The following is a 22,697-nucleotide window of genomic DNA, read 5'->3' on the forward strand; positions in this document are numbered from 1 at the left end:
CCTACTGCGACAGGAACAGCCGCCGGACCACGCGCTCGGCGGCGCTCCCGTCGTCGTACGGGCAGAACCGCGCCCGGAACGCCGCCCGCAGCTTCGTCGTGCGCACGGTGTCCCAGGCGTCGCCCGCGAAGAGTTCCGCGAGCTCCTGCTCGGTGGTGGCCACGGCCCCCGGCGTCTCGCCCTCTCGCCCCGACAGGAGGTCGAAGTAGGTGCCGCGGGCCAGGCGGTAGGCCTGCCAGTCGGGGGCGTACGTCACGATCGGGCGGTCCAGGCAGGCGTAGTCGAACATCAGCGACGAGTAGTCCGTGACGAGGGCGTCGGCGGCCAGGCAGAGGTCCTCCACGCGCGCGTGCCCGGTGACGTCGACAAGCTGCGGGTGGCCGCGCAGGCCCGCGTCGGCGCCGTAGAAATAGTGGGCGCGCACGAGCACGACGTATGAGGGGCCGAGTGAGCGCACGAAGCGCTCCAGGTCGAGGCCGGGCAGGAAGCCCTTCTGGTAGTCGCGGTGGGTGGGGGCGTAGAGCAGCACCGTCCGCCCGTGCGGGATCCCCAACTCGGCGCGGATACGGGCGATTTCGCTCTCCCCGGCCGTGAAGTAGATGTCGTTGCGCGGATAGCCCGCCTCCAGGGCCTGGTACGCCGTCGAGGGGTAGACCCGCTCCCAGACCTCCGTGGAGTGCGGGTTCGCGGAGAGGCTGAAGTCCCACTGGTCGGTGTGGTCGAGGATCTTCTGGAAGCTGATGCCGTGCGTGCCCGCGGGGTAGCGGCGCTGGTCGAGGCCCATCTTCTTGAGCGGCGTGCCGTGGTGGGTCTGGAGGTAGACCTGTCCGGGGCGTTTGGTGAAGCCGCCGGGGAAGCTGGAGTTGTTGATCAGGTACGACGCCGTGGCCATCGCCTGCCAGTAGCGCCGCGAGCCCTCGATGACGTACTCGACGCCGTCCGGCACGCGGTGCTTGTTCCGGGACGAGACCACCCATACGCCCCTGATGTGCGGGGCGAGTTCGCGGGCCTTGGCGTGGATGGCGGCCGGGTTGCAGGAGACGCCGCGGTTCCAGTAGGCGCCGTAGACCGCGAGGTGGGGGTCGAGGGGGCGGCGCAGGTCGGTGCGGTAGGCCATGCGCATGGCGCGGGCGCGGAGCTTCTTCTTCTGCTCCCTGAGCCTGCGGGTGACGCCCTTCCTGCGGGTGCGGCTCTTGCGCTGCGCTTCGTAGGCGCCGTACGAGGCGGTGGCGAGGGCCTTCACACCCGGCGTGGACGCGGCGTCCGCGGGGCCGTACGTCCGGTAGAGGCGGGCCGCCCCGCGGAAGAAGTCACGGCGGTCGCGCGGCGTGACGCGTCCGGGGTCGTCGAGCACGGCGAGCAGATGCGCCGCCGCGTGCGGGACGAGCCGGGCGCGGTCGGCCGAGTCGGCGGCGGCGAGCAGCTCCTCGTAGCGCCCGATGACCGCGAAGTGCTCCCGGCCCGGCGTCTTGGCGAAGCTGCCGCCGCGCCGCTCGCGCCAGCGGACGCAGGGCTTGTCGAGCACGGCGGTGCGTGCGCCCGCGGCCAGGGTCGCGCGCCGCACCGGCACCACGTCCTCGTACGCCCCGTCGCCGAACGCGAGCCGGCGCTCCTGCCAGAAGCCGCGCCTGAAGACGCGGTTCCAGGCGGCGACGGTGACGGAGAGGGGGTCGCCCGTCAGGTCGTCGCCGCCGGGGCGCACGTTCTCCCACCAGTCGACGCGGTCATGGCCGAAGAGCAGGACGTCCGGGTCGTCCGCCGCGTCCAGGGCTTCGGCGATCGCGTCGAGGGCGCCCGGCAGGAGCAGGTCGTCGCCGTCGAGGAAGAGGAGGTAGTCGCCGGTGGCGCGGTCCGCGCCGATGTTGCGGGCGGGGCCCGGTCCGGCGTGCGCGGGGACGCGGACGAGTTGCGCGCGCGAGTCGCGCTCCGCACACTCCGCGGCGATCGCGGCGGACGCGTCCGGCGACGCGTCGTCCACGACGATCAGCTCCAGATCGGCGCGGCTCTGGTCGAGCACGGAGTCCAGGCATTCCCTCAGGTAGCCCTGGACGCGATGGGCGGGGACGACAACCGAGAAGCGCGACATGAACACCGAAGGTAGTCACACGAACACGCCCTGTCGAAGACCGCTCCTCACTCATTGGGGTGAAGCGAGGCAAAAAAATTGACGAGAACGGGCAAAGGGGATGAATACGCCCGTGCTCCCATGATTACTCCCACGCCCGGGAGCGTACGAAAGGCCGGTCGCCGTGCAGCCCCGTCTCAGCGTCGTCGTGCCCATCTACAACGTCGAGGAGTTTCTGGAGGAGTGCCTGGAATCGATCGCCGGGCAGACCATGGCCGATCTGGAGGCCGTGCTCGTCGACGACGGTTCGACGGACGGCAGCCCCCTGATCGCGCGTGAGTTCGCGGCGAAGGATCCACGGTTCGTCTATGTGCGCCAGCCGAACGCGGGCCTCAGCGCCGCCCGCAACACCGGGGTGCGGCACGCCACGCCGACCGCCGAGTACCTGACGTTCGTCGACAGCGACGACGTCGTGCCGCACGACGCGTACGCCCGGATGACCGCGAGCCTCGACTCGACGGGATCCGACTTCGCGAGCGGCAACGTCTGGCGCCTGAACGAGCGCGGACGCCAGCAGGCCTGGCAGTACAAGTGGCTCACCGAGCCGCGCTCGCGCACGCACATCAGCCGTGACCTGGAGCTGCTCGCCGACCGCGTCGCCTGGAACAAGGTCTTCAGGCGCGCCTTCTGGGACCGGCACGGCTTCACCTTCCCCGAGGGCAAGCTCTACGAGGACACGCCCGTCATGATCCCCGCGCACTTCCTCGCGGGCTCCGTGGACGTGCTCAGCGACCACGTCTACTACTGGCGGGTGCGCGAGGGTTCGATCACCCGGCGGCGCACGGACGTCAAGGGCGTGCGCGACCGGATCGCGGCGTGCGCGCACGTCAGCGCGTTCCTCGCCGAGCACGCGCCCGAGATGCGGGGGACGTACGACACCTCCTGCCTGCGCGACGACTTCGTGTACTTCCTCCAGGGTCTGCCGATGGGCGGGCCCGAGTACCGCGCGACCTTCATGAAGGGCGCGTCGGCGTTCCTGCGCCGCGCGGATCCGGGAGTGATCGCGGGCCTTCCGGTGTCCCTGCGCGTGAAATGGCATCTCGTGCGCGAGGGCCGCACCGACGACCTGATCGATCTGCTCACCTTCGAGCAGCGCAACGGCAACGCGTTCCGGATCCGGGGCGTGGTGCGGCGCAGTGCCGCGTATCCGCGGAGCTCCGGCGGTCACATCAAGGTGCCGCAGGAGCTGGCCCGCCTGAGCCGCGGCGAACTGCCGGTCATCGCCAGGGTCCGGGAGGCCGGCTGGGGCGCGGACGGGCTGCTGCGGATCAGCGGGTACGCGTACGTGCGCAATCTGGAGGCCACGCGCCCCGGCCACTCCGTCAAGGCGGCCGTCCTCAAGTCGGCGCACAGCAGAGCGCAGTTGAGGAAGGTCGCCACCCGGACGGTCGCCGCCCCGCAGGCCACCGAGAACTCCAAGCAGCAGCTGCACTGCTACGACCTCTCCGGGTTCGAGCTCACCATCGACCCCGAACAGCTGAAGACGGGTGGCCGGTGGCGTCCCGGCAACTGGCTGCTCGGAGTGCTCGTCGCGGGCCACGGTGCGGTGCGGCGGGCCGCGGTCCGCCCCCTGGACGGTTCGTCCGCGCAGTCGGTCGTGCGCGAACTGGGCGACGGGCTCCGCCTGGTCCTCGGCTTCAGCAAGGGCCGCCTGGTGCTGCGGATCCAGGACTACGTGGCGCGCGTCGACGCCCATCACAGGGACGGCGACGACATGGTGCTCGGCGGCCACCTGCCGAGCCATCTGCGGCCGACGGCCCTGCGCCTGACGCACAAGCACTCATCGGCGGAGTTCGACTACCCCGTGACGCTGCCGGGCGACGACCGCTTCGACGTCCGGGTGCGCCTCGCGGACCTGGCGGACATCGCGCCCACCCCGCACCTCGCCCCCAAGGAGGTCGAGCCCCCGCACGGCGACCGCTGGCAGGCCAACCTGGTGCTCCCGGACGGCAAGCTGAAGTCCCTGGCGGCCACCCTCGACCTGCCCCCCGGCCGCTACGCCTCCCACGAGGGCGACCGTGAACTCTGCGCGTCGGCGAACGACCAGGGCCAACTCGTCGTCGAACTGACCCGCCAGCCGATCGCCGACCGGGTGGCGTGGAGCGGGGACGGCACCCTGACGATCGAGGGCTCGGTCTCCGACGCGAGCTGGGACGCGGCGGAACTGGTGCTGCGCCACAGCGGCAGGGACGAGGAAGTAACCGTGCCGGTGGAGCGCACGGCGGGCCGCTTCCGGGGAGTGGTGGCGCCGGGGGGCGGGGTGCTGCGGGAGGGGCGCTGGTACGCGTTCCTGCGGGAGGCGGGGGGAGACCGGTCAGGCCCCGCCTCGCCCGGCGTTTCGCAGGACGGCATGCCCGTGCGGCTGCTCGCCTCCGTGTCCGCCGCGCTGCCGCTCCACCAGGAGTTGGCCGGGCGGGAGTTCAGCGTCGACCGGCGGTTCGGGGACCGGCTGCTCGTCGAGGCCGGGTCCGTGCTCGCGCGCGGGGAGCGGGGGGCCTACCGGCGGCACCGGCTGCGCACCGCGCACTATCCGCGGCAGCGCGACCAGCCCCTGCGGGACGCGGTGCTCTACTTCGACGGGGACTCCCCGCGCGCGGTCCACGAGGAGTTGGTGCGGCGCGGCGCCGACGTCGAGCACCTGTGGGTGACGCAGGACCAGCAGACGCGGGTGCCCGCCGGGGCGACGGGCGTGGAGGAGCACAGCGCCGCCTGGTACGAGGCCCTCGCCCGCTGCCGGCGCATCGTCACCGCGGGCCATCTGCCCGACTTCTTCGAGCGGCGGGAGGGGCAGACCGTCGTACAGACCTGGAACGGCGCGCCCCTCAAGCGCATCGGCACCGACCTCACCGACACCCTCTACGCCGACCACGGCCACCTCGACGCCCTGCCGGGGCTCTCCCGGCAGTGGGACGTGCTCGTCTCCCCGAACCGCTTCTCCACCCCCCACCTGGGACGCGCGCTCGCCTACGGGGGCGAGGTCATGGAAGCGGGCTCGCCCCGCAACGACGTCCTCTTCTCCGAGGACCGCGGCAAGGTCGCCGAACGCGTCCGCCACGAACTCGGCATCACCCCCGGCAAGAAGATCGTCCTGTACGCACCGACCTACCGCGACCATCTCGCCTACTCCCCCGGCCGCTTCCGCTACGAACCCGCGCTCGACTTCGCCGCGGCCGAGCGCGTGCTCGGCGACGACCACGTCCTGCTCGTACGCAAGCACCCGCTGACGGCGGGCCGCCTGTCCGGGGCCCGCGCACCCTTCGTACGCGATGTGTCGTCCCACCCCCGCACGGCCGAACTCCTGCTGATCGCGGACGTCCTTGTCACCGACTACTCCTCCCTGATGTTCGACTTCGCGCACACCGGGCGGCCGATGCTCTTCCACGCCTACGACCTGGAGCACTACCGCGACACGGTCCGCGGCTTCTACCTCGACTTCGAGACCAGCGCGCCGGGACCGCTGCTCGCCTCCACCGGCGAGGTCGTCGAGGCGCTGCGCGACCTGGACTCGCTCACGGCCCGGCACGCGGACGCGTACGCGGCGTTCCGCGAGGCCTACTGCGACCTGGACGACGGACAGGCCGCGGCCCGGGTCGCGGAGAGGCTCATGCGATGACCATGGCCACGCGGAGGGCCGGTCTCCGCACACGCCGCGAGGCCCACGGCGCGACGGCCCTGCACCCACGCAGGCGGTGGCGGCCGAGCCCGTACGCCGTGTTCGGCGGGCTCTTCTGGATCGTCGTGTCCCTCGCCTTCTGGCGGGTGCCGATGTGCTGCGACTTCGGGCAGCACGCGGCGGTCGTCGAGCGGCTCAAGGACAACCTGCTGCACCCGCGCCACCCGATGGCGGACCTGCCGGGCGCGGGCAGCCCGTACTACTCGCCGTACGCGGTGGCGCAGGGCGTCTTCGCGCGGGTGACGGGGCTCGCGGGCTGGGAGGTCGTGAAGCTCGCGGGGCCGCTGAACCTGCTGGTGCTGCTCACGGGCCTCGGCCGCTTCGTACGCATCCTGACGGCACGTCAGTGGGCTCCTGTCCTCGCCCTGTTCGCCATGGTCGTGCTCTGGGGCACCCGGATGGCGTGGTGGAGCGGCTACCTCGGCCTGATGTCGATGACGGGGAACCTCGCGTATCCGTCGACGTTCGCGATCGGTCTGGCGTTCTGGGCGTGGGGGTGGGCCGGTTCGCTGGCGAAGACGCCTCGGAGCCCTCGGAGCCCTTGGGCGTACGCGGGTCTGGGCGCGCTCTGCGGGGTGATCCTGCTGGTCCACCCGATCTCGTCCGTGGCGGCGGTGATCGGCGTCGTGGCGTTCGCGGCCTCGGCCCGGCGGCCGCTCGCCGGAGTCTGGAAGTGGGGGCTGACCGCCGTGACGGCGGCGGTGATCGCGGCGAGCTGGCCGTACTACTCCGTGTTCTCCCTGGTCGGGGACGCGAGTGTCGACTGGATCCACCGGCAGCTCTACACCGAGATGCCGCAGAGATTCTGGCTCGCCCTGCTCGGCCTGCCCGCCCTCGCCCTGAGGTTCCGCAGGAACCGCCGCGACCCCCTGGTCCTGATGTTCGCCCTGGACTGCGCGGTCGTGGCGTACGGCTGGTTCAGCGGCCACTACACCTACGGGCGCATCCTGGGCCTGACCCTGGTCCCGCTCCAGTTCGCCCTCGCGATCGAGCTTGCGGCGCCGCGGCCCTGGCGCCGGTGGCGCATGGCCCTGGGGGGCGTCGCGGCCGCCGGAGCGGCCGTCGGGTTCTTCACGCTCCAGGCCGGGGCGGTCGTGCCGCGGGCCCTTGACCCGGTGGGCTTCGACCAGCCGCCGCGCTGGCCCGGCTACGGCTGGGCGGTGAGCCAGATGCACAGGGGGGACGTCGTCCTGACCGACGGCTACTACCCGACCCGCTCCGTCCCGGCGTACGGCGCCAACCTCGTCGCCCCCGCCTGGCCGGACCCCTCGCTGGCCGAGGACACGCGCAACCACCGCCTCCAGGAGGTGCGCGACTACCTCTCCGCCGACTCCGCCCGCGCCGAACGCACCCGGATCGTCCGCCGCTACGACGTGCGCTGGCTGCTCCTCTCGCCCGACCAGAAGGTGCCGAAGGAGGCGGTGGTGGTGGCGTGGGGCCCGCGGACCGGCGAAATCCTCGCGCGCGTGAACGGCAAGGACACGAACTAGCAGAAGACCCCCTAATCGGATAATTACTGGCAACCTCTAAAATTTCCCCCGTGGACCTCTCTCTGTCTCCCCCGCCCCCGTCGCCCCGGGTCTGCGTCGTCGTGATCGGCTACAACGACGCCGCGCACATCGCGGACGCCGTGCGCTCGGCCCTCGCCCAGGGCCCCGCCGTCCGCGAGGTGATCGCCGTCGACGACTGCTCCACGGACGGCAGCGGCGAGCTGCTCGCGGTCCTCGCGCAGGAGGACCCGCGCGTCAAGCCCGTCCGCCGCTCCGTCAACAGCGGCGGCTGCGGCACTCCCCGCAACGACGGCATCGAGGCCACGACGTCCCCGTACGTGATGTTCCTCGACAGCGACGACGTCCTGCCGCCCGGCGCGGTGGACGCCCTGCTCAAGGCCGCCGCGCGGCACGACGCCGAGGTGGTCACCGGTCTCTGCGTACGCCGCGAGCTGCCCTCGGGCCGCGAGAGCCCCTGGCAGCCCATGCTCTACACGAAGGACCGGCTCATCGCCCGTCCCGAGCTGCGCACCCGCCTGGTCCACGACACCCTCTGCGTCAACAAGCTCTACCGCACCGACTTCCTGCGAAAGCACGCGGTCCGCTTCCCCGAGGGCCGCTTCACGTACGAGGACTTCGTCTTCACGGCCCGCGTCCTGGCGGCGGGCCCGCGCATCGCGCTGATCACCGACCCCGTCTACGTGTGGAACGTGCGCCGCACGGCCGCCAAGCTGTCGATCTCCCTGGACCGCTCGGGCATCGGCAACTGGAAGGCCCGCATGGAGGCCCACCGCCTGTCGGTCGAGATCCTCCGGGAGGCGCGCAGCCCGACCGGCACGGCGGGCAAGCGGCTCGCGCAGGCCTCCCGCGCGAAGTTCGTCGACCACAGCCTGCGGATGTACGCGCGTGAACTCACCGCGCGCAGCAAGGAGTACCGCGAGGAGTGGTGGACGGTCACGCGCGCGTACCTCGAAACCTTCGACGCGGCCGACCTGGACGCGGCGCCCGCGCCCGGCAGGGTCATCGCCCGCGTGATCCTGGCGTCCCCCGGGCCGCGCGACCTGACCCGCCTCCAGGAAGTGGCCGCCCGCCCCGCCCGCCTCTCGCCCCCCTACGCCCTGGCGCCCGACGGCACCACGCCCGTCTGGTCCCCCGAACTGCCGCAGGTCACCCTGGAGCACCTCCTCGTACGCCCCATCCGCCTGCTCCCCCTCGCGGTCGACGCCGAACTGCGCCCCCGCGCGCACGGCAGCCGCCTGACGCTGCGGCTGCACGAGCTGTACGGGCGGGTGGCCGACGCGGGCCCCACCACGGTCGACGTGGAGCTCGCGCCGAGGAACGGCGACGGCCCGGTGCTGCGCCGCACGACGGCCCTCAACCCCGCCGATTCCGGGGACGCCGAGGAGACGGACAGCTGGGTGACCAGGGTCGTCCTCGACCTCGGCTCGCTCGGCGGCGGCGTGTGGGACCTGCGGCTGCGCCTCCACTTCCGCGACGGCACGGCGCGCGAGACGACGGCGCGGGCGGTCGCGGGCCCCGGACTGCTGCGGCGCACGGCACTCCCCTCACGCCGGGGCCTGCTCCTCGCCCAGCCGTACGCCACGCAGGCCGGGAACCTCGCGGTGCGGCTCGCGCCCGGGGTGCGGGGCGTGGCGGGGGTGGTGCGCAGGCGCCTCGCGCGGTGGGTGGGCAGCGGCGGACGCTGACGCGGCCCGTACAGAGGGCTCTGCGAGACTGCACGTCCGGACGCCGATGGCGGACACGACACAGCGGACACGACACGACACGGGAAGGCCCACTGACGATGACCTGGCTGATCACCGGCGGCGCCGGCTACATCGGGGCACACGTGGTCCGCGCCATGACGGAGGCGGGCGAGCGGGCCGTGGTCTACGACGACCTGTCCACGGGCCTCGCCGAGCGCGTCCCCGACGGCGTGCCGCTGGTCACCGGCTCGATCCTCGACGGGGACCTGCTGTCCCGCACGCTGACGGAGCACGCGATCACCGGTGTCGTGCACCTGGCGGGGAAGAAGCAGGTGGGCGAGTCGGTGGAGATGCCGCTGCACTACTACCACGAGAACGTGGAGGGCCTGCGGGTCCTGCTCTCGGCGGTGACGGAAGCCGGTGTCGCCTCCTTCGTCTTCTCCTCGTCGGCGGCGGTGTACGGCATGCACGACGTGGACCTGGTGACTGAGGAGACCCCCTGCCTCCCGATGAGCCCGTACGGCGAGACGAAGCTGGCCGGCGAGTGGCTGGTCCGCGCGACGGGCCGGGCACACGGCCTGTCGACGGCGTCCCTGCGCTACTTCAACGTGGCGGGCGCGGCGAGCCCGGGCCTTGCGGACACGGGCGTCTTCAATCTGATCCCGATGGTGTTCGAGAAGCTCACGGACGGCGAGGCGCCGCGCGTCTTCGGCGCGGACTACCCGACGCCGGACGGTACGTGCGTACGCGACTACATCCACGTCACCGACCTCGCCGAGGCCCACGTGGCGACGGCCCGGCGGCTGGCCACGGCCCCGCGCGGCACCGACCTGACGCTCAACATCGGCCGCGGCGAGGGCGTCTCCGTCCAGGAGATGACCACCCTGATCAACGAGGTGACGGGCCACGACATCCCGCCCACCGTCGCCCCGCGCCGCCCCGGCGACCCGGCCCGCGTCGTCGCGGCGGCGGACCGCGTCACCGCGGAGCTCGGCTGGTCCGCCAAGCGGGACGTGCGCGAGATGGTGGCGTCGGCCTGGGCGGGGTGGCTGCGGTCGCATCCGGGGGCGGGGCGGGGCTAGCCGTCCGGGGGCCGAGGTAGGCGGCCGGGCGGGGCCGGTTGCAAGAAAATCCCGCCCCAGCGTCCACCGCACCGGCGTGTCGTGGGACTTTCCCGCAATCCCCTTGGTGCACCCAGCTACACCCCCACTCCGGGACCGTGCTCCCTCGTCCCCCGACCCCCTGCTGCCTAGCGTTTCCGGTGGCAGTGCAGTGGCACTGGCGGTCGGCGCGAGGGAGTTCCCGGAGATGTTCAGACGGCAAGGTTCCGCGGCAGGGACCCTGGAGGACGACCCGTCGGGCGGGGTCGACGCGCTCCGGCTCGACGGGGTGACCCGGACCTACCGGCGCGGCGGTCCCGCCGCGCTGGCTCCCCTCCGACTCGCCCTCCCTCGCGGCAGGTTCCTCGCCGTGATGGGACCCTCCGGGTCCGGCAAGTCCACGCTGCTGCAGTGCGCCGCCGGGCTCGACCGGCCCAGCGCCGGGACCGTGCGCATCGGGGGCGTGGAGATCGGCTCGCTCACGGAGGCCGCCCTCACGCGGCTGCGGCGCGAGCGCGTCGGCTTCGTGTTCCAGGCGCACAATCTGGTGCCCTCGCTCAGCGTCGCCGAGAACGTCGCGCTGCCGCTGCTCCTCGGCGGTGAGGCCGACGACGGGCGCGTCTCGCTCGGCCTCGCCGAGGTCGGGCTCGGCGACCGTGGGGAGGACCGCCCCGCCGAGCTCTCCGGCGGCCAGCAGCAGCGCGTGGCCATCGCCCGCGCCCTCGTCACGCGTCCGGAGGTCGTCTTCGCCGACGAGCCCACCGGCGCACTCGACCCCGTGACCGCGCACGGCGTGCTCGCGCTGCTTCGCCGGGCCGTCGACCAGGACGGCCACACCGTGGTGATGGTGACCCACGACCCGGCAGCGGCGGCCTGGGCGGACGAGGCGCTGTTCCTCTCCGCCGGTCACGTGGCCACCCGCATCCTCCAGCCCGACAGCAGCCAAGTGCACGCGGTCATGCGCGACTTGGGGCGGTCGGCGGCATGAAGAAGGAACTGAAAGCCACCCGGCTCCTCGCCTCGCGCGCCGCCCGCATGCACCGCAAGGCGTGGGCCGCGGTCTTCGCCGCGCTTGCCCTCACCTCCCTCCTGCTCGGCTCCTTCGGCCTGGCGCTCGCGTCGGCAGGACTCGGGCACGCGCGCGTGGAGCGCTACGCCGCCGCCGACCTCGTCGTCACCGGCGACCAGAGCACCCGCTTCACGGCCAAGCCGTGGGGCAGCGACCCCGAGACGGCGACGGCGGGCCTGACCGAACGCGTGCGGGTTCCGCGGGCGGCGCTCGCGGCGGTGCGCGAGGTCTCCGGGGTCCGCTCGGCCGTCGCCGACGAGGTCTTCCCGGTGGGTGTGCGGGGCCGTTCGGCCACCGGGCGTCCGTGGCCGGCCGCCCGGCTGGCCCCCCATGTCCTACGGGACGGGGGCGGGCCGGAGCGCGTCGGCGAGGTCGTCGTGGGCGAGGGGGCGGCCCGCGTCGGCGACCGGATCACCGTACGCACGTCCGGCGCCGACGCCACGTACAAGGTGACCGGGGTGGCAGAAGGCCCCCGCGCCGCCGTCTACTTCACCTCCGCCGAGGCGCGCCGCCTCGCGGATCACCCCGGTTCGGTGGCGGCGATAGGCGTCACGGCGGATCCCGGCACCAGCACGTCCACGCTCCACGCGCGCGTGCGGCACGCGCTGGACGCGGCGCACCTGAAGAGCGTGGGGCACAGGGCGGACGGGGACGGCGCGGGGCTGCGGGTCCTGACGGGGAACGGGCGCGGCGGCGCCGAGTTCCTCCAGGCCGCTCCCGCCCGCGCGGGCATGCTCGCGCTGCTCGCCTCCGTGGCCGCCACCGTCGTACTCATCGCGCTGCTCGTCGTGTCGTCGACGATCGTGCAGGCGCTGCAGCAACGCTCGCGCGAGTCGGGCCTGTTGCGTGCGGTCGGCGCGACGCCGCGGCAGTTGCGCAGTGCGGTGGGCCGGGAGGTGGGCCGGGTCGCGGCGGTGGCGGCACTGGTCGGAGCTCTCGCGGCGATCCCCGCGTTCCTCGGCCTGCGCGCGCTGCTCGACGCTCGCGGTGCGCTGCCGCAGGGCCTGGAACTGCCGCTCCCGCCCTGGCTGTTGCCCGCCCCGCTCGTGACCGCGGGCCTGACGCTCCTCGCCGCCCGTCTCGCGGCGCTGATCGCGTGCGCGAGGACGGCGAAGGTGCGGCCCGCGGAGGCGTTGCGCGAGGCGGCGCCCGGTACGGCTCGCCGGGTCACCGGCCTGGTGCTGCTGTTCCTGGGCGTGAGCTCGGCGGGCACCGCCACGCTCCAGCGGGGGGAGACGGCGGCGGCCGCCGCCGGAGCCGCGGCGGTGGTCCTGGTCATCGGGTGCGCGCTGCTCGGTCCGTGGATCGCGGAGGGTGCGATGCGGGTACTCGGGGCGCCGATGCGCAGGTTCGGCGGCGCGGGAGGACACCTGGCGGCGGCCAACTGCACGGCTTCCGCGAGGCGCCTGGGGGCGGCGATCACCCCGGTCGTCCTGGTGACGGCGTTCGTCCTGGTCCAGCTCTCCGCCGGTACGACGATGACGCACGCGGCGGCTGACCAGGCGGGGGATGCGGCGCGGGCGGACTTCGCGGTGACCGCGGAGGGCGGCGGGCTGCCAGGGGGCACGCTGGAGCGGGTCCGGCGGGCACCCGGCGTGGACGCCGCGACCGCCGTCACACGGAGCACGGTGGTCCTGGCCCGCCGCGAGACGGGCTCGCCCCGCCTGGACCGCCTGCCGGTGCTCGGCGTCACGCCCGGCGGTCTGGCCCGCACGCTGGACCCAGGGGTCCGGGAAGGCGACATCGACAAGCTGCGCCCCGGCACGGTGGCGGTGGGCCGGGACCAGGCACGCGCCCTGGACGCGGGCCCCGGCTCGACGGTGACGGTGCGGTTCGGGGACGGGGTCGAGGCGCGGCTCAAGGTGGTGGCGACGTACGACCGCGAACTGGCGCTGGGCGGCTTCCTCTTCTCCCACGAACAACTGCTCCGCCATACGTCGTCACCGACCCGGCTCCTGGTCGCGGCGGACGGCACCGCTGCGGGGGCCCTGCGGGCGGCGGCTCCCGGAGCGAAGGTGGTGGCGGACCCCGCACCCGAGCGGCTCGCCCCGGAGGACCAGGCGCTGGGCGAGGTGGTGACCGTGGCGGCGGTCGGTGCGATCGGCGGCTTCACGGTCATCGCCGTCCTCAGCACGCTGTGCCTGATCACCATCGGGCGGCGCCCCGAACTCTCCCTTCTCCGGCTCGCGGGGGCGGGCCGGGGCCAACTCCGCCGCATGTTGGGCCTGGAGGCGGCGGCATCGGCCCTGACGGGCCTCGCCGTGGGCGCCGTGGTGGCCTCGGTCCCGCTCGTCGCCTTCAGTGCGGCGGTGGCTCGTACGGTGCCGTACGTTGCGGCGTCGCAGGCGGGGTTCGTAGCTCTGGTGGTCGCAGCCACCACGGCCGCGGGCACGTTTCCCCCTGCCCGGCGGGCGCTCCGGGGGCGGTATCCCTCGCAGGGCGTCTGACCGTACAAACAGGCCCGCCGCTCCGCGCCGGATTTTCCCCTCCCCCCACCCGATTGCCCCGCAACGACCCGCGAGCGACAAGAAGGCACCCAAGCCCCGACAGCCCCGCACCCACCGCCGAAGCGAAGCCGCACCGGCCCCGGGGACTCTGACTACCCCCGGTTCAGATAGGCAAGAACAGCCAGCACCCGCCGATGCCCGCTATCGCTAGGCGGCAGCCCCAGCTTCGCGAAGACGTTGCCGATGTGTTTGCTGACCGCGCGGTCGGACACCACCAGGGTCGACGCGATCGTCCCGTTGTCCCTGCCCTCCGCCATCAGCTGAAGCACCTCCCGCTCCCGGGGCGTCAGCGAGTCCAGAGGGTCGTCCCGCCGCCGGGTCAGGAGCTCTGTCACCACCTCCGGGTCCAGCGCGGTCCCGCCCCCCGCGACCCGCTCCAGCGCGTCCAGGAACTCGTCGACCCGCCCCACCCTGTCCTTCAGCAGGTAGCCGACACCGCTCGCGCCGCCGCCCAGCAACTCCGCCGCGTACGTCTCCTCCACGTACTGCGAAAGCACCAGCACCGGAAGCCCCGGAATCTCCTCGCGGGCCGCCAGCGCGGCCCGCAACCCCTCGTCCCGGAACCCCGGCGGCATCCGCACGTCTAGGACGGCGACATCCGGACGGTGTGCGACGAGCGCCGGCAACACCTCGGGCCCGCTCGCGGCCACCGCCACCACCTCGTGCCCGGCGGAGGACAGCAGCAGCACCATCCCCTCCCGCAGCAACGCATTGTCCTCGGCGATCACCACGCGCACGGCAGCTCCACTTCGATCACGGTCGGCCCCCCGACGGGGCTCACCACTTCCACGGTCCCGTCGAGCGCGGCGACCCGGCGCCGCATCCCCAGCAGCCCACTGCCGTCCGCGTCATCGGCCCCGCCCCGCCCCTCGTCACGTACCGAGATCCTCAACATCCCGCCCACCCGCGAAAGTTCCACCGCGGCCCGCTCCGACCCGCTGTGCTTGGCCGCGTTCGTCAGCGCCTCCGCGATCACGAAGTACGCCGCCGCCTCCACGGCGGCAGGAGCCCGCGGCCCCTCCTCGACCCCCTCCGCACGCACCGCCACATCGAGCCCGCTGCTCGCGGCGAGCGCCCGCACCGCCCCCGCCAGACCCCGGTCCGTCAGGATCGGCGGATGGATGCCGCGTACGACGTGCCGCAGCTCGGTCAGCGCCTCATCGGCCTGGTCCTGCGCGTCGGCGAGGAGTTTCCGCGCCGCCTCGGGGTCCTTGTCGAAGGCCCGCCGCGCGAGCCCCACCCGCATCGACATCGCGACGAGCCGCGCCTGCGTCCCGTCGTGCAGGTCCCGCTCGATGCGCCGCAGTTCGGCACCGTGCGCGGCGACCGCACCGGCCCGCGTGACGGTCAGCTCCTCCACCCGCTCGGACAGCCGCGCGGCCCGCTCCGCCTCCGGCGAGGCCCGCAGCAGCGCCCCCGACCAGGCGGCCTCCACATCGGCGATGCGCGCCACCAGCGGCAGCACCACCGCCCGGCGGCCGAGCAGCCCGCACCACACCCCGTCGACCAGCATCCCGACGATGAACACCGGCAGGGCGATGTACAGCAACAGCCACCCGTAGACGAAGTGCAGGCCCAGCCACCGCAGATCGCGATACGTCGCCGGGTCCGTCACCCCCGCCCGCACCCGCCGGCTGAGCGTGCCGGTCAGCGGCACGTACGCCTCGGGTATCTCCCTGCCCGTCCAGAGGGCCACGCGGCGGCGCTTGAAGCCGGCCATCCGCCGCAGCATGAGCACCGTCTCGGGCATGACACCCGCGCCGACGACGATGAGCGTGGTGACGAGGGTCAGGAGGATGACCCCGATGAAAAGGTACGAAGCCAGGGAGAGCAACGCCGCCGCACCCAGCTGCTCCAGGGCCCGTTCGGTCCGCCGCAGTGTCTCCCGCATGGTCATGAGTCATGAGGCTATGCGACCCCGCTCGCACACGCGGGCGAGGCGGCTCCCCGGCGGATGGTGTAGTGCGCTACACCCCCGGTCCGGGAGAGCACACCATCGCCAACCCGCCCCCGCTCCGGCAGAGTTGATCACACAGCACGCCCCCGCACACCGCACACCACACACCACGGAAAGGCCACGCCATGAAGGCCCTGCTCTGGCTCGTCCTCGCGATCGCCCTCGTCGCCAACGTCTCCACCAGCTTCGCCTTCGACGGCGTGCAGCAGGTCCTGATCAGCGTCTGCACCGGCATCGCGACGCTCGGCTCGGGCACGGCCCTGTTCCTGATGCGCGAGAGGCACCCCCAGAGCTGAGACACCCCAGAGGCTGAGACACCCCAGAACTGACGCGGCTCACAACGCCCGGAGCGCCGCCGCCGTAGCCGTGGCGAGACTGCCCAGGTAGCCCTTGGGCAGATCGGCCCGCACCACCACGGACCGCCAGTAGAGCGGCCCCGACACCAGGTCGAGGGCAAGGTCCTCGTCGACCCCGTCCCGTACCTCTCCCCGCGCCACCGCGGCCCGCACGATGCCGTTCGCCACTCCGTGCTGCCCCTCCCGCAGGGCCTTCTGCATGGCCTGCGCGATCTCCGGGTTGCGTGCCGCCTCCGCCTGCAGATCCGGGATCACCTGCGAGGCCACGGGATGCCGCAGGGCGCGCGACGTCACTTCGTAGAGCAGCCGCAGGTCCCCCTCCAGGGAGCCGCTGTCCGGCATCGGGAGGCCCTGGACCGCTATCGCCGACACCAGGTCGAGCACGAGATGCAGCTTCGAGCGCCAGCGCCGGTAGACGGCGGTCTTGCCGACGCCCGCGCGGCGTGCGATGCCCTCGATGGACATGCGCGCGTACCCGACCGCCGCCAGTTCCTCGAAGACGGCGGCCCTGATGGCCTCGGTCACGTCCTCGCGCAGCACCGCGGCCCCCGCGGGCGCTCTGCGGCGGGACTGCTCACGCGGCTGTTCATCTCCTGGCCTGCTCGTCGTCATACGGACAGCATAGAACGTGACGACGATACGGTTGCGTTCCGACGTCACATGGTCCTACTCTCGACGTTACGACGATACGGACCCGTCCCGACGTCGTAACCCCATGACTCCCGAGTGAAAGCAGCGGACGTGAGTCAGGTCCTCGACGCCCCACCCCACTCCGCGGCCGGCACGCCGGAGCCCGCCGCACCCGGCCCGGCCGAGCTCGCCGCCCTGCACGGCCTGACCGTCAGCGGCGCCCGCCCCACGCTGCCCGCGTACGTCCGGCAGCTGTGGCAGCGCCGCCACTTCATCACCGCCTTCGCGACCGCCAAGCTCACCGCCCAGTACAGCCAGGCGAAGCTCGGCCAGGTCTGGCAGGTGATGACGCCGCTCTTGAACGCGGCGGTCTACTACTTCATCTTCGGCGTGCTGATGAACACCAAGCACGACGTCCCGGACTACGTCCCGTTCCTGGTCACCGGCGTCTTCGTCTTCACGTTCACGCAGAGCTCGGTGATGGCGGGCACCCGCGCCATCGCGGGCAGCCTCGGCCTGGTCCGCGCCCTGCACTTCCCGCGGGCCGCGCTGCCGATCTCGTACTGCCTGCAACAGCTCCAGCAGCTGCTCTTCTCCATGGGCGCGCTGGTCGTGATCCTGCTCTGCTTCGGCGTGCCGCCGACCCTGTCCTGGCTCCTGGTGCCGCTGGTCCTTGCCCTTCAGTTCACGTTCAACATGGGCCTGGCCCTCGTGATGGCCCGCCTGGGCAGCAAGACGCCGGACATCGCCCAGCTCATGCCGTTCGTGCTGCGCACCTGGATGTACGTGTCCGGCGTGATGTGGAGCATCGACGCGGTCCTCAAGGACCAGCACCTGCCGCACGCGCTGCAGGTCCTCCTGGAGTGCAATCCGGCCGCCGTCTACATCGACCTGATGCGCTTCGCGCTCATCGACAGCTTCCGCGCGGACCAGCTCCCGCACCACGTATGGGCGTGGGCCGTCGGCTGGGCGCTGCTCGCCGGAGTCGGCGGGTTCATCTACTTCTGGAAGGCAGAGGAGACGTACGGCCGTGGCTGAGACGACAGCAATCCCCGCGAACACAGATCTCCGCATTCCCGCCCCCGCCGCCCCCACGGTCATCGTCGACGAGGTCGACATCGTCTACCGGGTGCACGGCGCCGGATCCCCCTCGGGCCGGGGCAGCGCGACCGCCGCCCTGGGCCGCATCCTCAAGCGGGGCAAGGGCGGCCAGGAGTCCGGCGTGCGCAAGGTGCACGCCGTCAAGAAGGTCTCCTTCACCGCCCACAAGGGCGAGGCCATCGGCCTGATCGGCACGAACGGCTCGGGCAAGTCGACCCTCCTGAAGGCGATCGCGGGCCTCCTGCCCGTCGAGAACGGCCGCATCTTCACCGACGGCCAGCCCTCGCTCCTCGGCGTGAACGCGGCCCTGATGAACGACCTGACCGGCGAGCGCAACGTCCGCCTCGGCGGCCTGGCGATGGGCATGTCCCCGCAGCAGGTACAGGAGCGCTACCAGGAGATCGTCGACTTCTCCGGCATCAACGAAAAGGGCGAGTTCATCACGCTCCCCATGCGTACGTACTCCTCCGGCATGGCGGCCCGCCTGCGCTTCTCCATCGGCTCCGCCAAGGACCACGACGTGCTCCTCATCGACGAGGCCCTGGCGACCGGCGACCGCTCCTTCCAGAAGCGCTCGGAGGCCCGCATCCGCGAGCTGCGCAAGCGCGCGGGCACGGTCTTCCTCGTCAGCCACAACAACAAGTCGATCCGCGACACCTGCGAGCGGGTGCTCTGGCTCGAACACGGCGAGCTGCGCATGGACGGCCCGACGGCGGACGTACTGAAGGAGTACGAGCAGTTCACCGGCGGCAAGAAGTAGCCGCCCCGCAGCCGAACCGCCCCGTCTACCGCTCCAGGAACCGGAACAACTCCTCCCAGCGCCGCACGACCGCCTCGGTCGTGTAGCGCTGGATGTTCACCCTGGCCAGCTCCCCCATCCGGTCCCGCAGCTCCTTGTCGGACATCAACGTGTCCAGCCTGCGCGCCAGTTCACCCGTGTTCCCGAGCCGCGCGAGCAGCCCGTCGACGCCGTCCTGGACGATCTCGTGCACGCCCGGCGCGCAGTCGAAGGCGGCGCACGGCACCGCGGTGGCCATCGCCTCCATCAGCGCGAGCGGGAAGCCCTCGCCCCGTGACGACTGCACGAACACCGACCCGCCCCGCAGCGCGCCCGGCACATCGCTCGTCCGGCCCATCCACTCCACGGAGCCGTCCAGGCCGAGCGCGGTGCACTGCTCCCAGAGCATCTCCTCGTCCTCGCCTGAGCCGTAGATCCGCAGCTTCCAGTCCGGGTGCAGCGGCGCGACCTCCGCCCAGGTGTCGAGGAGCATGTCGATGCCCTTCTGGTCGTGCAGCCTGCCGATGCTGGTGACGATCTTCTCGGTGCGCCGCGAGGGCACCTCGGGCATGAACGGCAGCGGGTTCGGCATGAAGGACGCGTTGTCCAGGCCCTGCCTGATCCACAGGTCGGCGTCCTCGCGGGTCAGCGCGAGCATCCGGTCGATGTCCTTGTAGTGCTTGCGCACCCGCGCGCCGCGCGAGGAGGCCCGTGAGTAGGCGAACGACTCATGGCTCATGCCGATGACCAACAAGTCGCTGGTGTCGGCCAGTTCGACCCACTCCATCGCCCACACCTGCGTGACGATGACGACGGCGCCGGGCCCGGCCTGCGCGAAGAGCGCGGTCAGCTTGGCGGCCTGCTCCAGCATGCCCTCCGCGCGCCGCGCCCGCAGCCGGTGCTCGGCCACGTTGAGCCGCCCCTTGATGCCGCGCGCGGGGCCGACGCGGGGCGGATGCTCGTCGTACAGCGTCGTGGTGGGGTAGGGCAGGTCCGTGCCGATGTCCTGCGGTTCGCCGGGCTCCGTGATGCCGATGACGTGCACGCGGTGGCCGCGCCCGACGAAGAGGCGGGCCATCTGGTGGGACCAACTGGTGATCCCGCCCAGCTCGTTGACGCTGTTGGAGACGAAGAAGATGTCCCGCGTCCGCTGCGCCGTCCCACTCTCCGCAAGGCTCACTGTCTGACTCACTTGCCGCTCCAGTGCGAGAAGAACTGATCGACGACGCTCCTGGCGGCATCACCCCGGTCGTACTCACCGAACCGGGCCACGAACCGCGCCCTCGCATCGGCGTACTCGAGGACCTGCTCGTCCAGCGCCTTCAACGCCGCGAACAGCTCGTCCTCGGTGTCGACCACCGGCCCCGGAGCCTGTTCCCGCAGCTCGAAGTACGTGCCTCGCCCCTCGTGGACGTACTCCTCGTAGTCGTACGTGAAGAACACCATCGGCCGGTCGAGGAGCGCGTAGTCGAACATCACGGACGAGTAGTCGGTGATCATCGCGTCGGCGAGCCGGTAGAGCGGTGTGACGTCGTGGTGCGCGGAGACGTCGATGACGCGGCCCCGCACGGACGGCGGGAGCACCACGTGGTTCAGATAGTGCGAGCGCACGAGCAGCACGTACCGGTCGCCGAACTCCTCGGCGAACCGCTCCACGTCGAAGGGCAGTTCAAAGCGCCCGTGCCGCCCGCCGTGCTTGCGGAAGGTCGGCGCGTAAAGGAGCACCTGCTTGTCCTCGGGTATGCCGAGCTCCGCTGCCAACGGCCCGCGTTCGCGCACACCGCTCGCGTCCTCGGCCCGCTTCGAGTGCACCAGCGCGTCGTTGCGCGGGTAGCCGACCCGCAGCAGCACCTTCTCCTTCAGGCGGAGGGCCTTCGCCAGGGTCCGCACGTCGTGCTCGGACCGGACCAGGAAGCGGTCGAAGCGGTCGAGCACCCGCTGCTGCTCGTCCTGGCGCGCCTTGCTGCGCAGCTTCCAGGCGGGCTCGTCGAAGCCCATGCGCTTGAGCGCCGAGCCGTGCCAGGTCTGGATGTACGTCGTCCCCGGGCGCTTGGTGAGCTTGAGCGGATAGCTCTGGTTGTCGACCCAGAACTCGGCCTGCGCGAGCGCCCTGAGGTAGGGCAGGGACCAGCGCCGCACCAGCGTGGCATCCTCGGGGAAGCCGTCGGGCTTCCCGGCGTAGGACCACACGGCGTCGAATTCGAGACCCTGGCGCCGCATCTCCTCGTAGATCGCCCGTGGACTGTCGCTGTACTGCTTCCCGAGATGGCTCTCGAAGACGACCGTGCCCTTCTTCACCGGCAGCCGGCTGAACACCTCGTCGTAGACGCGCAGTTTGTTCCGCCCGGACGTCAGGTCCCCCCGCAGCTTCTTCGCCCTGCGGAAACCGGACTTGGCGAGCCGTCCCGGCACGCCCTGCGTGCCGCGCGCCACCAGGTCCTGGACGCGGCCGCCGGTCGCGTCCCGGGTGACGAGGCGGAACGCGAGGTGCCCGCGCTGCGAGACCTCCGGCTCCAGATGATCGGCGACGAGGCGGGTCAGTCTCGGCCGCACCGGCAGCATCCCCTCGGCGAGCCCCGGGGTGCCCGCGCTGAGCCGCGTTCTGGTGCGCACTCCGTCGGCGATGAGGTGCAGGCGCACGTCCCACACCGCGTCGACTATGCCGAGCGGGCGCAGCCGCCGGGCGAGGTCGACGGAAGCCGACCAGTCCACGCTCTCCCCGTCGTAGCGCACGGCGGCGACCGGGAAGCGGAAGGACTGCAGGCTGCGGCGGCGCGCGGTGAACTCAAGCTCGGCGGTGAGCACGGCGTCCGGGCCCACGATGCCGAGCGGGTTGGTGACGCGGCCCGCCATGCCCACCACGCCCGCTGACTCCTCGTACCGCGTGAGCACGTTGCGCAGGAACATCTGGTCGAAGCGCTTGCTGTGATAGCCGAGCTCGGTCACGTCCAGGACCCTGCGGCCGAACGGGTCGTCGAGATGGTCGGCGCACCAGTACACGCGGCCGTCCCGCTCGGCGAGCGGCGAGGAGATCTTGTCGCGGTTGGTGAGGGTGTCGACGGCGGGAAGCAGGTTCTCCCAGTCGCCCCGCTCCAGGAGGTAGGCGCAGATGGCCTGGGCGGGCAGCACCTCGTCGTACGCGGCGCGGTTGAGCCCCGCGAGATAGTCGCGGGCGAGTCCCGCGAACTCCTGGCGGTAGGAGTCGTCGCGGAACGGCAGGTCGCGCAGGTGGAGCACGAGGTCGTGCTTGAGGAACTTGATGTCCTTGAAGAGCCGCAGTTCGTCGAGGCCGCGCTCCGCGAGCAGCGCGTCGATCCGGCGGTGGATCTCAAGACGGTGCTGGAAGTTGGTCATCTCGTGCCGCCGGTTGGTGACCGACTTGGCGGCGGCGCGCTCGTGCACGTGCCAGAAGTAGACCTGGTTGGGGATGAGCGTGATGCGCTCGGCCGCGAGGTAGGCCTCGGCTATGAACATCAGGTCCTCGTAGAACATGCCCTTGGGGAAGCGGAGGGCGTTCTCGACGAGGAAGTCGCGGCGGTAGAGCTTGTTCGTGGAGAGGGTGTCCCAGACGAACAGGTCGGGCAGCTCGGTGACGGACTCCAGGGTCCGGGTGGTGGCGTAGAGCCAGGGGTACCACTGGTCGCGCTTCTTGTTGCGGGTGTCCATCGAAAGCCGCACGCAGAGCCCGGAGACGATGTCGGAGCCGTCGCGCTCGGCCGCTTCGAGGAGGTTGCGGCAGGCGTTGCGCTCAAGGACGTCGTCGCTGTCGAGGAACATCACATGCGTGCCGACGGTGTGGCCGATGCCGACGTTGCGGGGTTCGCCGCCCGCGCCGCTGTTCTCCGGCAGCTGGTAGGCCCGCACGCGCTCGGGGTGCTCGGCGGCCAGGCGCTGCGCCGTCGCGTACGAGTCGTCGGTGCTGCAGTCGTCGACGATGACTATCTCTACGCCGTGCAGCGTCTGGTCGAGCACCGATTGCACGGCGGTCGGCAGCCGCTCGGCGTCGTTGTAGACGATCACCACTACGGACACATCGGGTCGCTCCTGCGGCGCCCCCCGCTCACCTATCGCTCCCATGCGTCCCTCCAGTCGTATACCGGCTCATCCTACTAATTATCGCTATTGCCCGATTAGCGCCCTTCAGGGGGGTGTGATTGGCCCAGTCCGGTTACACGAAAGGGCGCCCCGGGCCTGCTGGCCCGGGG

15 protein-coding genes are annotated in these 22,697 nt (G+C 72.1%); 9 read left to right on the plus strand and 6 right to left on the minus strand.

What is annotated here, in order from left to right:
• Position 1: 1 nt before the first annotated feature.
• Complete coding sequence (locus ACWFR3_RS34690) at positions 2-2,086, minus strand: bifunctional glycosyltransferase/CDP-glycerol:glycerophosphate glycerophosphotransferase (RefSeq protein WP_453738662.1); 2,085 nt, start codon at positions 2,084-2,086, stop codon at positions 2-4.
• A gap of 163 nt (positions 2,087-2,249) precedes the next feature.
• Here ACWFR3_RS34690 and ACWFR3_RS34695 point away from each other — a divergent pair, with 163 nt between their 5' ends.
• From ACWFR3_RS34695 to ACWFR3_RS34720, 6 genes are all read left to right on the plus strand, one after another.
• A complete protein-coding gene (locus ACWFR3_RS34695; protein ID WP_453738663.1) occupies positions 2,250-5,738 on the plus strand; it encodes a CDP-glycerol glycerophosphotransferase family protein in 3,489 nt (1,162 codons plus the stop codon).
• On the plus strand, positions 5,735-7,288 hold the full coding sequence (locus ACWFR3_RS34700) for a hypothetical protein (RefSeq protein ID WP_453738664.1): 1,554 nt from the start codon (positions 5,735-5,737) through the stop codon (positions 7,286-7,288). The genes ACWFR3_RS34695 and ACWFR3_RS34700 overlap by 4 nt, the downstream gene beginning before the upstream one ends.
• 50 nt (positions 7,289-7,338) lie before the next feature.
• On the plus strand, positions 7,339-8,994 hold the full coding sequence (locus ACWFR3_RS34705) for a glycosyltransferase family 2 protein (protein WP_453738665.1): 1,656 nt from the start codon (positions 7,339-7,341) through the stop codon (positions 8,992-8,994).
• Positions 8,995-9,092: 98 nt separating this feature from the next.
• Positions 9,093-10,076, plus strand: a complete 984-nt coding sequence (gene galE / locus ACWFR3_RS34710; RefSeq protein WP_453738666.1) for a UDP-glucose 4-epimerase GalE — start codon at positions 9,093-9,095, stop codon at positions 10,074-10,076.
• 226 nt (positions 10,077-10,302) lie between these two features.
• Positions 10,303-11,082, plus strand: a complete 780-nt coding sequence (locus tag ACWFR3_RS34715) for an ABC transporter ATP-binding protein (RefSeq protein WP_453738667.1) — start codon at positions 10,303-10,305, stop codon at positions 11,080-11,082.
• On the plus strand, positions 11,079-13,610 hold the full coding sequence (locus ACWFR3_RS34720; protein WP_453738668.1) for an FtsX-like permease family protein: 2,532 nt from the start codon (positions 11,079-11,081) through the stop codon (positions 13,608-13,610). Before ACWFR3_RS34715 ends, ACWFR3_RS34720 begins: the two co-directional genes overlap by 4 nt.
• 152 nt (positions 13,611-13,762) lie before the next feature.
• Here the strand turns inward: ACWFR3_RS34720 and ACWFR3_RS34725 are convergent, their stop codons facing one another.
• Positions 13,763-14,407, minus strand: a complete 645-nt coding sequence (locus tag ACWFR3_RS34725) for a response regulator transcription factor (protein ID WP_453738669.1) — start codon at positions 14,405-14,407, stop codon at positions 13,763-13,765.
• Positions 14,395-15,561, minus strand: a complete 1,167-nt coding sequence (locus ACWFR3_RS34730; protein WP_453738677.1) for a sensor histidine kinase — start codon at positions 15,559-15,561, stop codon at positions 14,395-14,397. The genes ACWFR3_RS34725 and ACWFR3_RS34730 overlap by 13 nt, the downstream gene beginning before the upstream one ends.
• 191 nt (positions 15,562-15,752) lie before the next feature.
• Here ACWFR3_RS34730 and ACWFR3_RS34735 point away from each other — a divergent pair, with 191 nt between their 5' ends.
• A complete protein-coding gene (locus tag ACWFR3_RS34735; protein WP_453738670.1) occupies positions 15,753-15,923 on the plus strand; it encodes a hypothetical protein in 171 nt (56 codons plus the stop codon).
• A 39-nt stretch (positions 15,924-15,962) separates the two neighbouring features.
• On the opposite strand, the gene ACWFR3_RS34740 is transcribed toward ACWFR3_RS34735, so the two are convergent.
• Positions 15,963-16,595 carry a TetR/AcrR family transcriptional regulator gene (locus tag ACWFR3_RS34740; protein ID WP_453738671.1) on the minus strand — a complete coding sequence of 211 codons (633 nt, stop codon included), beginning with the start codon at positions 16,593-16,595 and terminating at the stop codon, positions 15,963-15,965.
• A gap of 129 nt (positions 16,596-16,724) precedes the next feature.
• Between ACWFR3_RS34740 and ACWFR3_RS34745 the strand changes: the two genes are divergently transcribed.
• Both ACWFR3_RS34745 and ACWFR3_RS34750 read left to right on the plus strand, forming a co-directional pair.
• On the plus strand, positions 16,725-17,651 hold the full coding sequence (locus ACWFR3_RS34745; protein WP_453738672.1) for an ABC transporter permease: 927 nt from the start codon (positions 16,725-16,727) through the stop codon (positions 17,649-17,651).
• Positions 17,644-18,474, plus strand: a complete 831-nt coding sequence (locus ACWFR3_RS34750; protein ID WP_453738673.1) for an ABC transporter ATP-binding protein — start codon at positions 17,644-17,646, stop codon at positions 18,472-18,474. Before ACWFR3_RS34745 ends, ACWFR3_RS34750 begins: the two co-directional genes overlap by 8 nt.
• Before the next feature lie 25 nt (positions 18,475-18,499).
• On the opposite strand, the gene ACWFR3_RS34755 is transcribed toward ACWFR3_RS34750, so the two are convergent.
• Together ACWFR3_RS34755 and ACWFR3_RS34760 are read right to left on the minus strand one after the other, a co-directional pair.
• Complete coding sequence (locus ACWFR3_RS34755) at positions 18,500-19,684, minus strand: glycosyltransferase (protein WP_453738674.1); 1,185 nt, start codon at positions 19,682-19,684, stop codon at positions 18,500-18,502.
• Complete coding sequence (locus ACWFR3_RS34760; protein ID WP_453738675.1) at positions 19,681-22,569, minus strand: bifunctional glycosyltransferase/CDP-glycerol:glycerophosphate glycerophosphotransferase; 2,889 nt, start codon at positions 22,567-22,569, stop codon at positions 19,681-19,683. The genes ACWFR3_RS34755 and ACWFR3_RS34760 overlap by 4 nt, the downstream gene beginning before the upstream one ends.
• Between the last annotated feature and the right edge of the window lie 128 nt (positions 22,570-22,697).

The organism is Streptomyces sp. NPDC055189 (assembly GCF_053606765.1).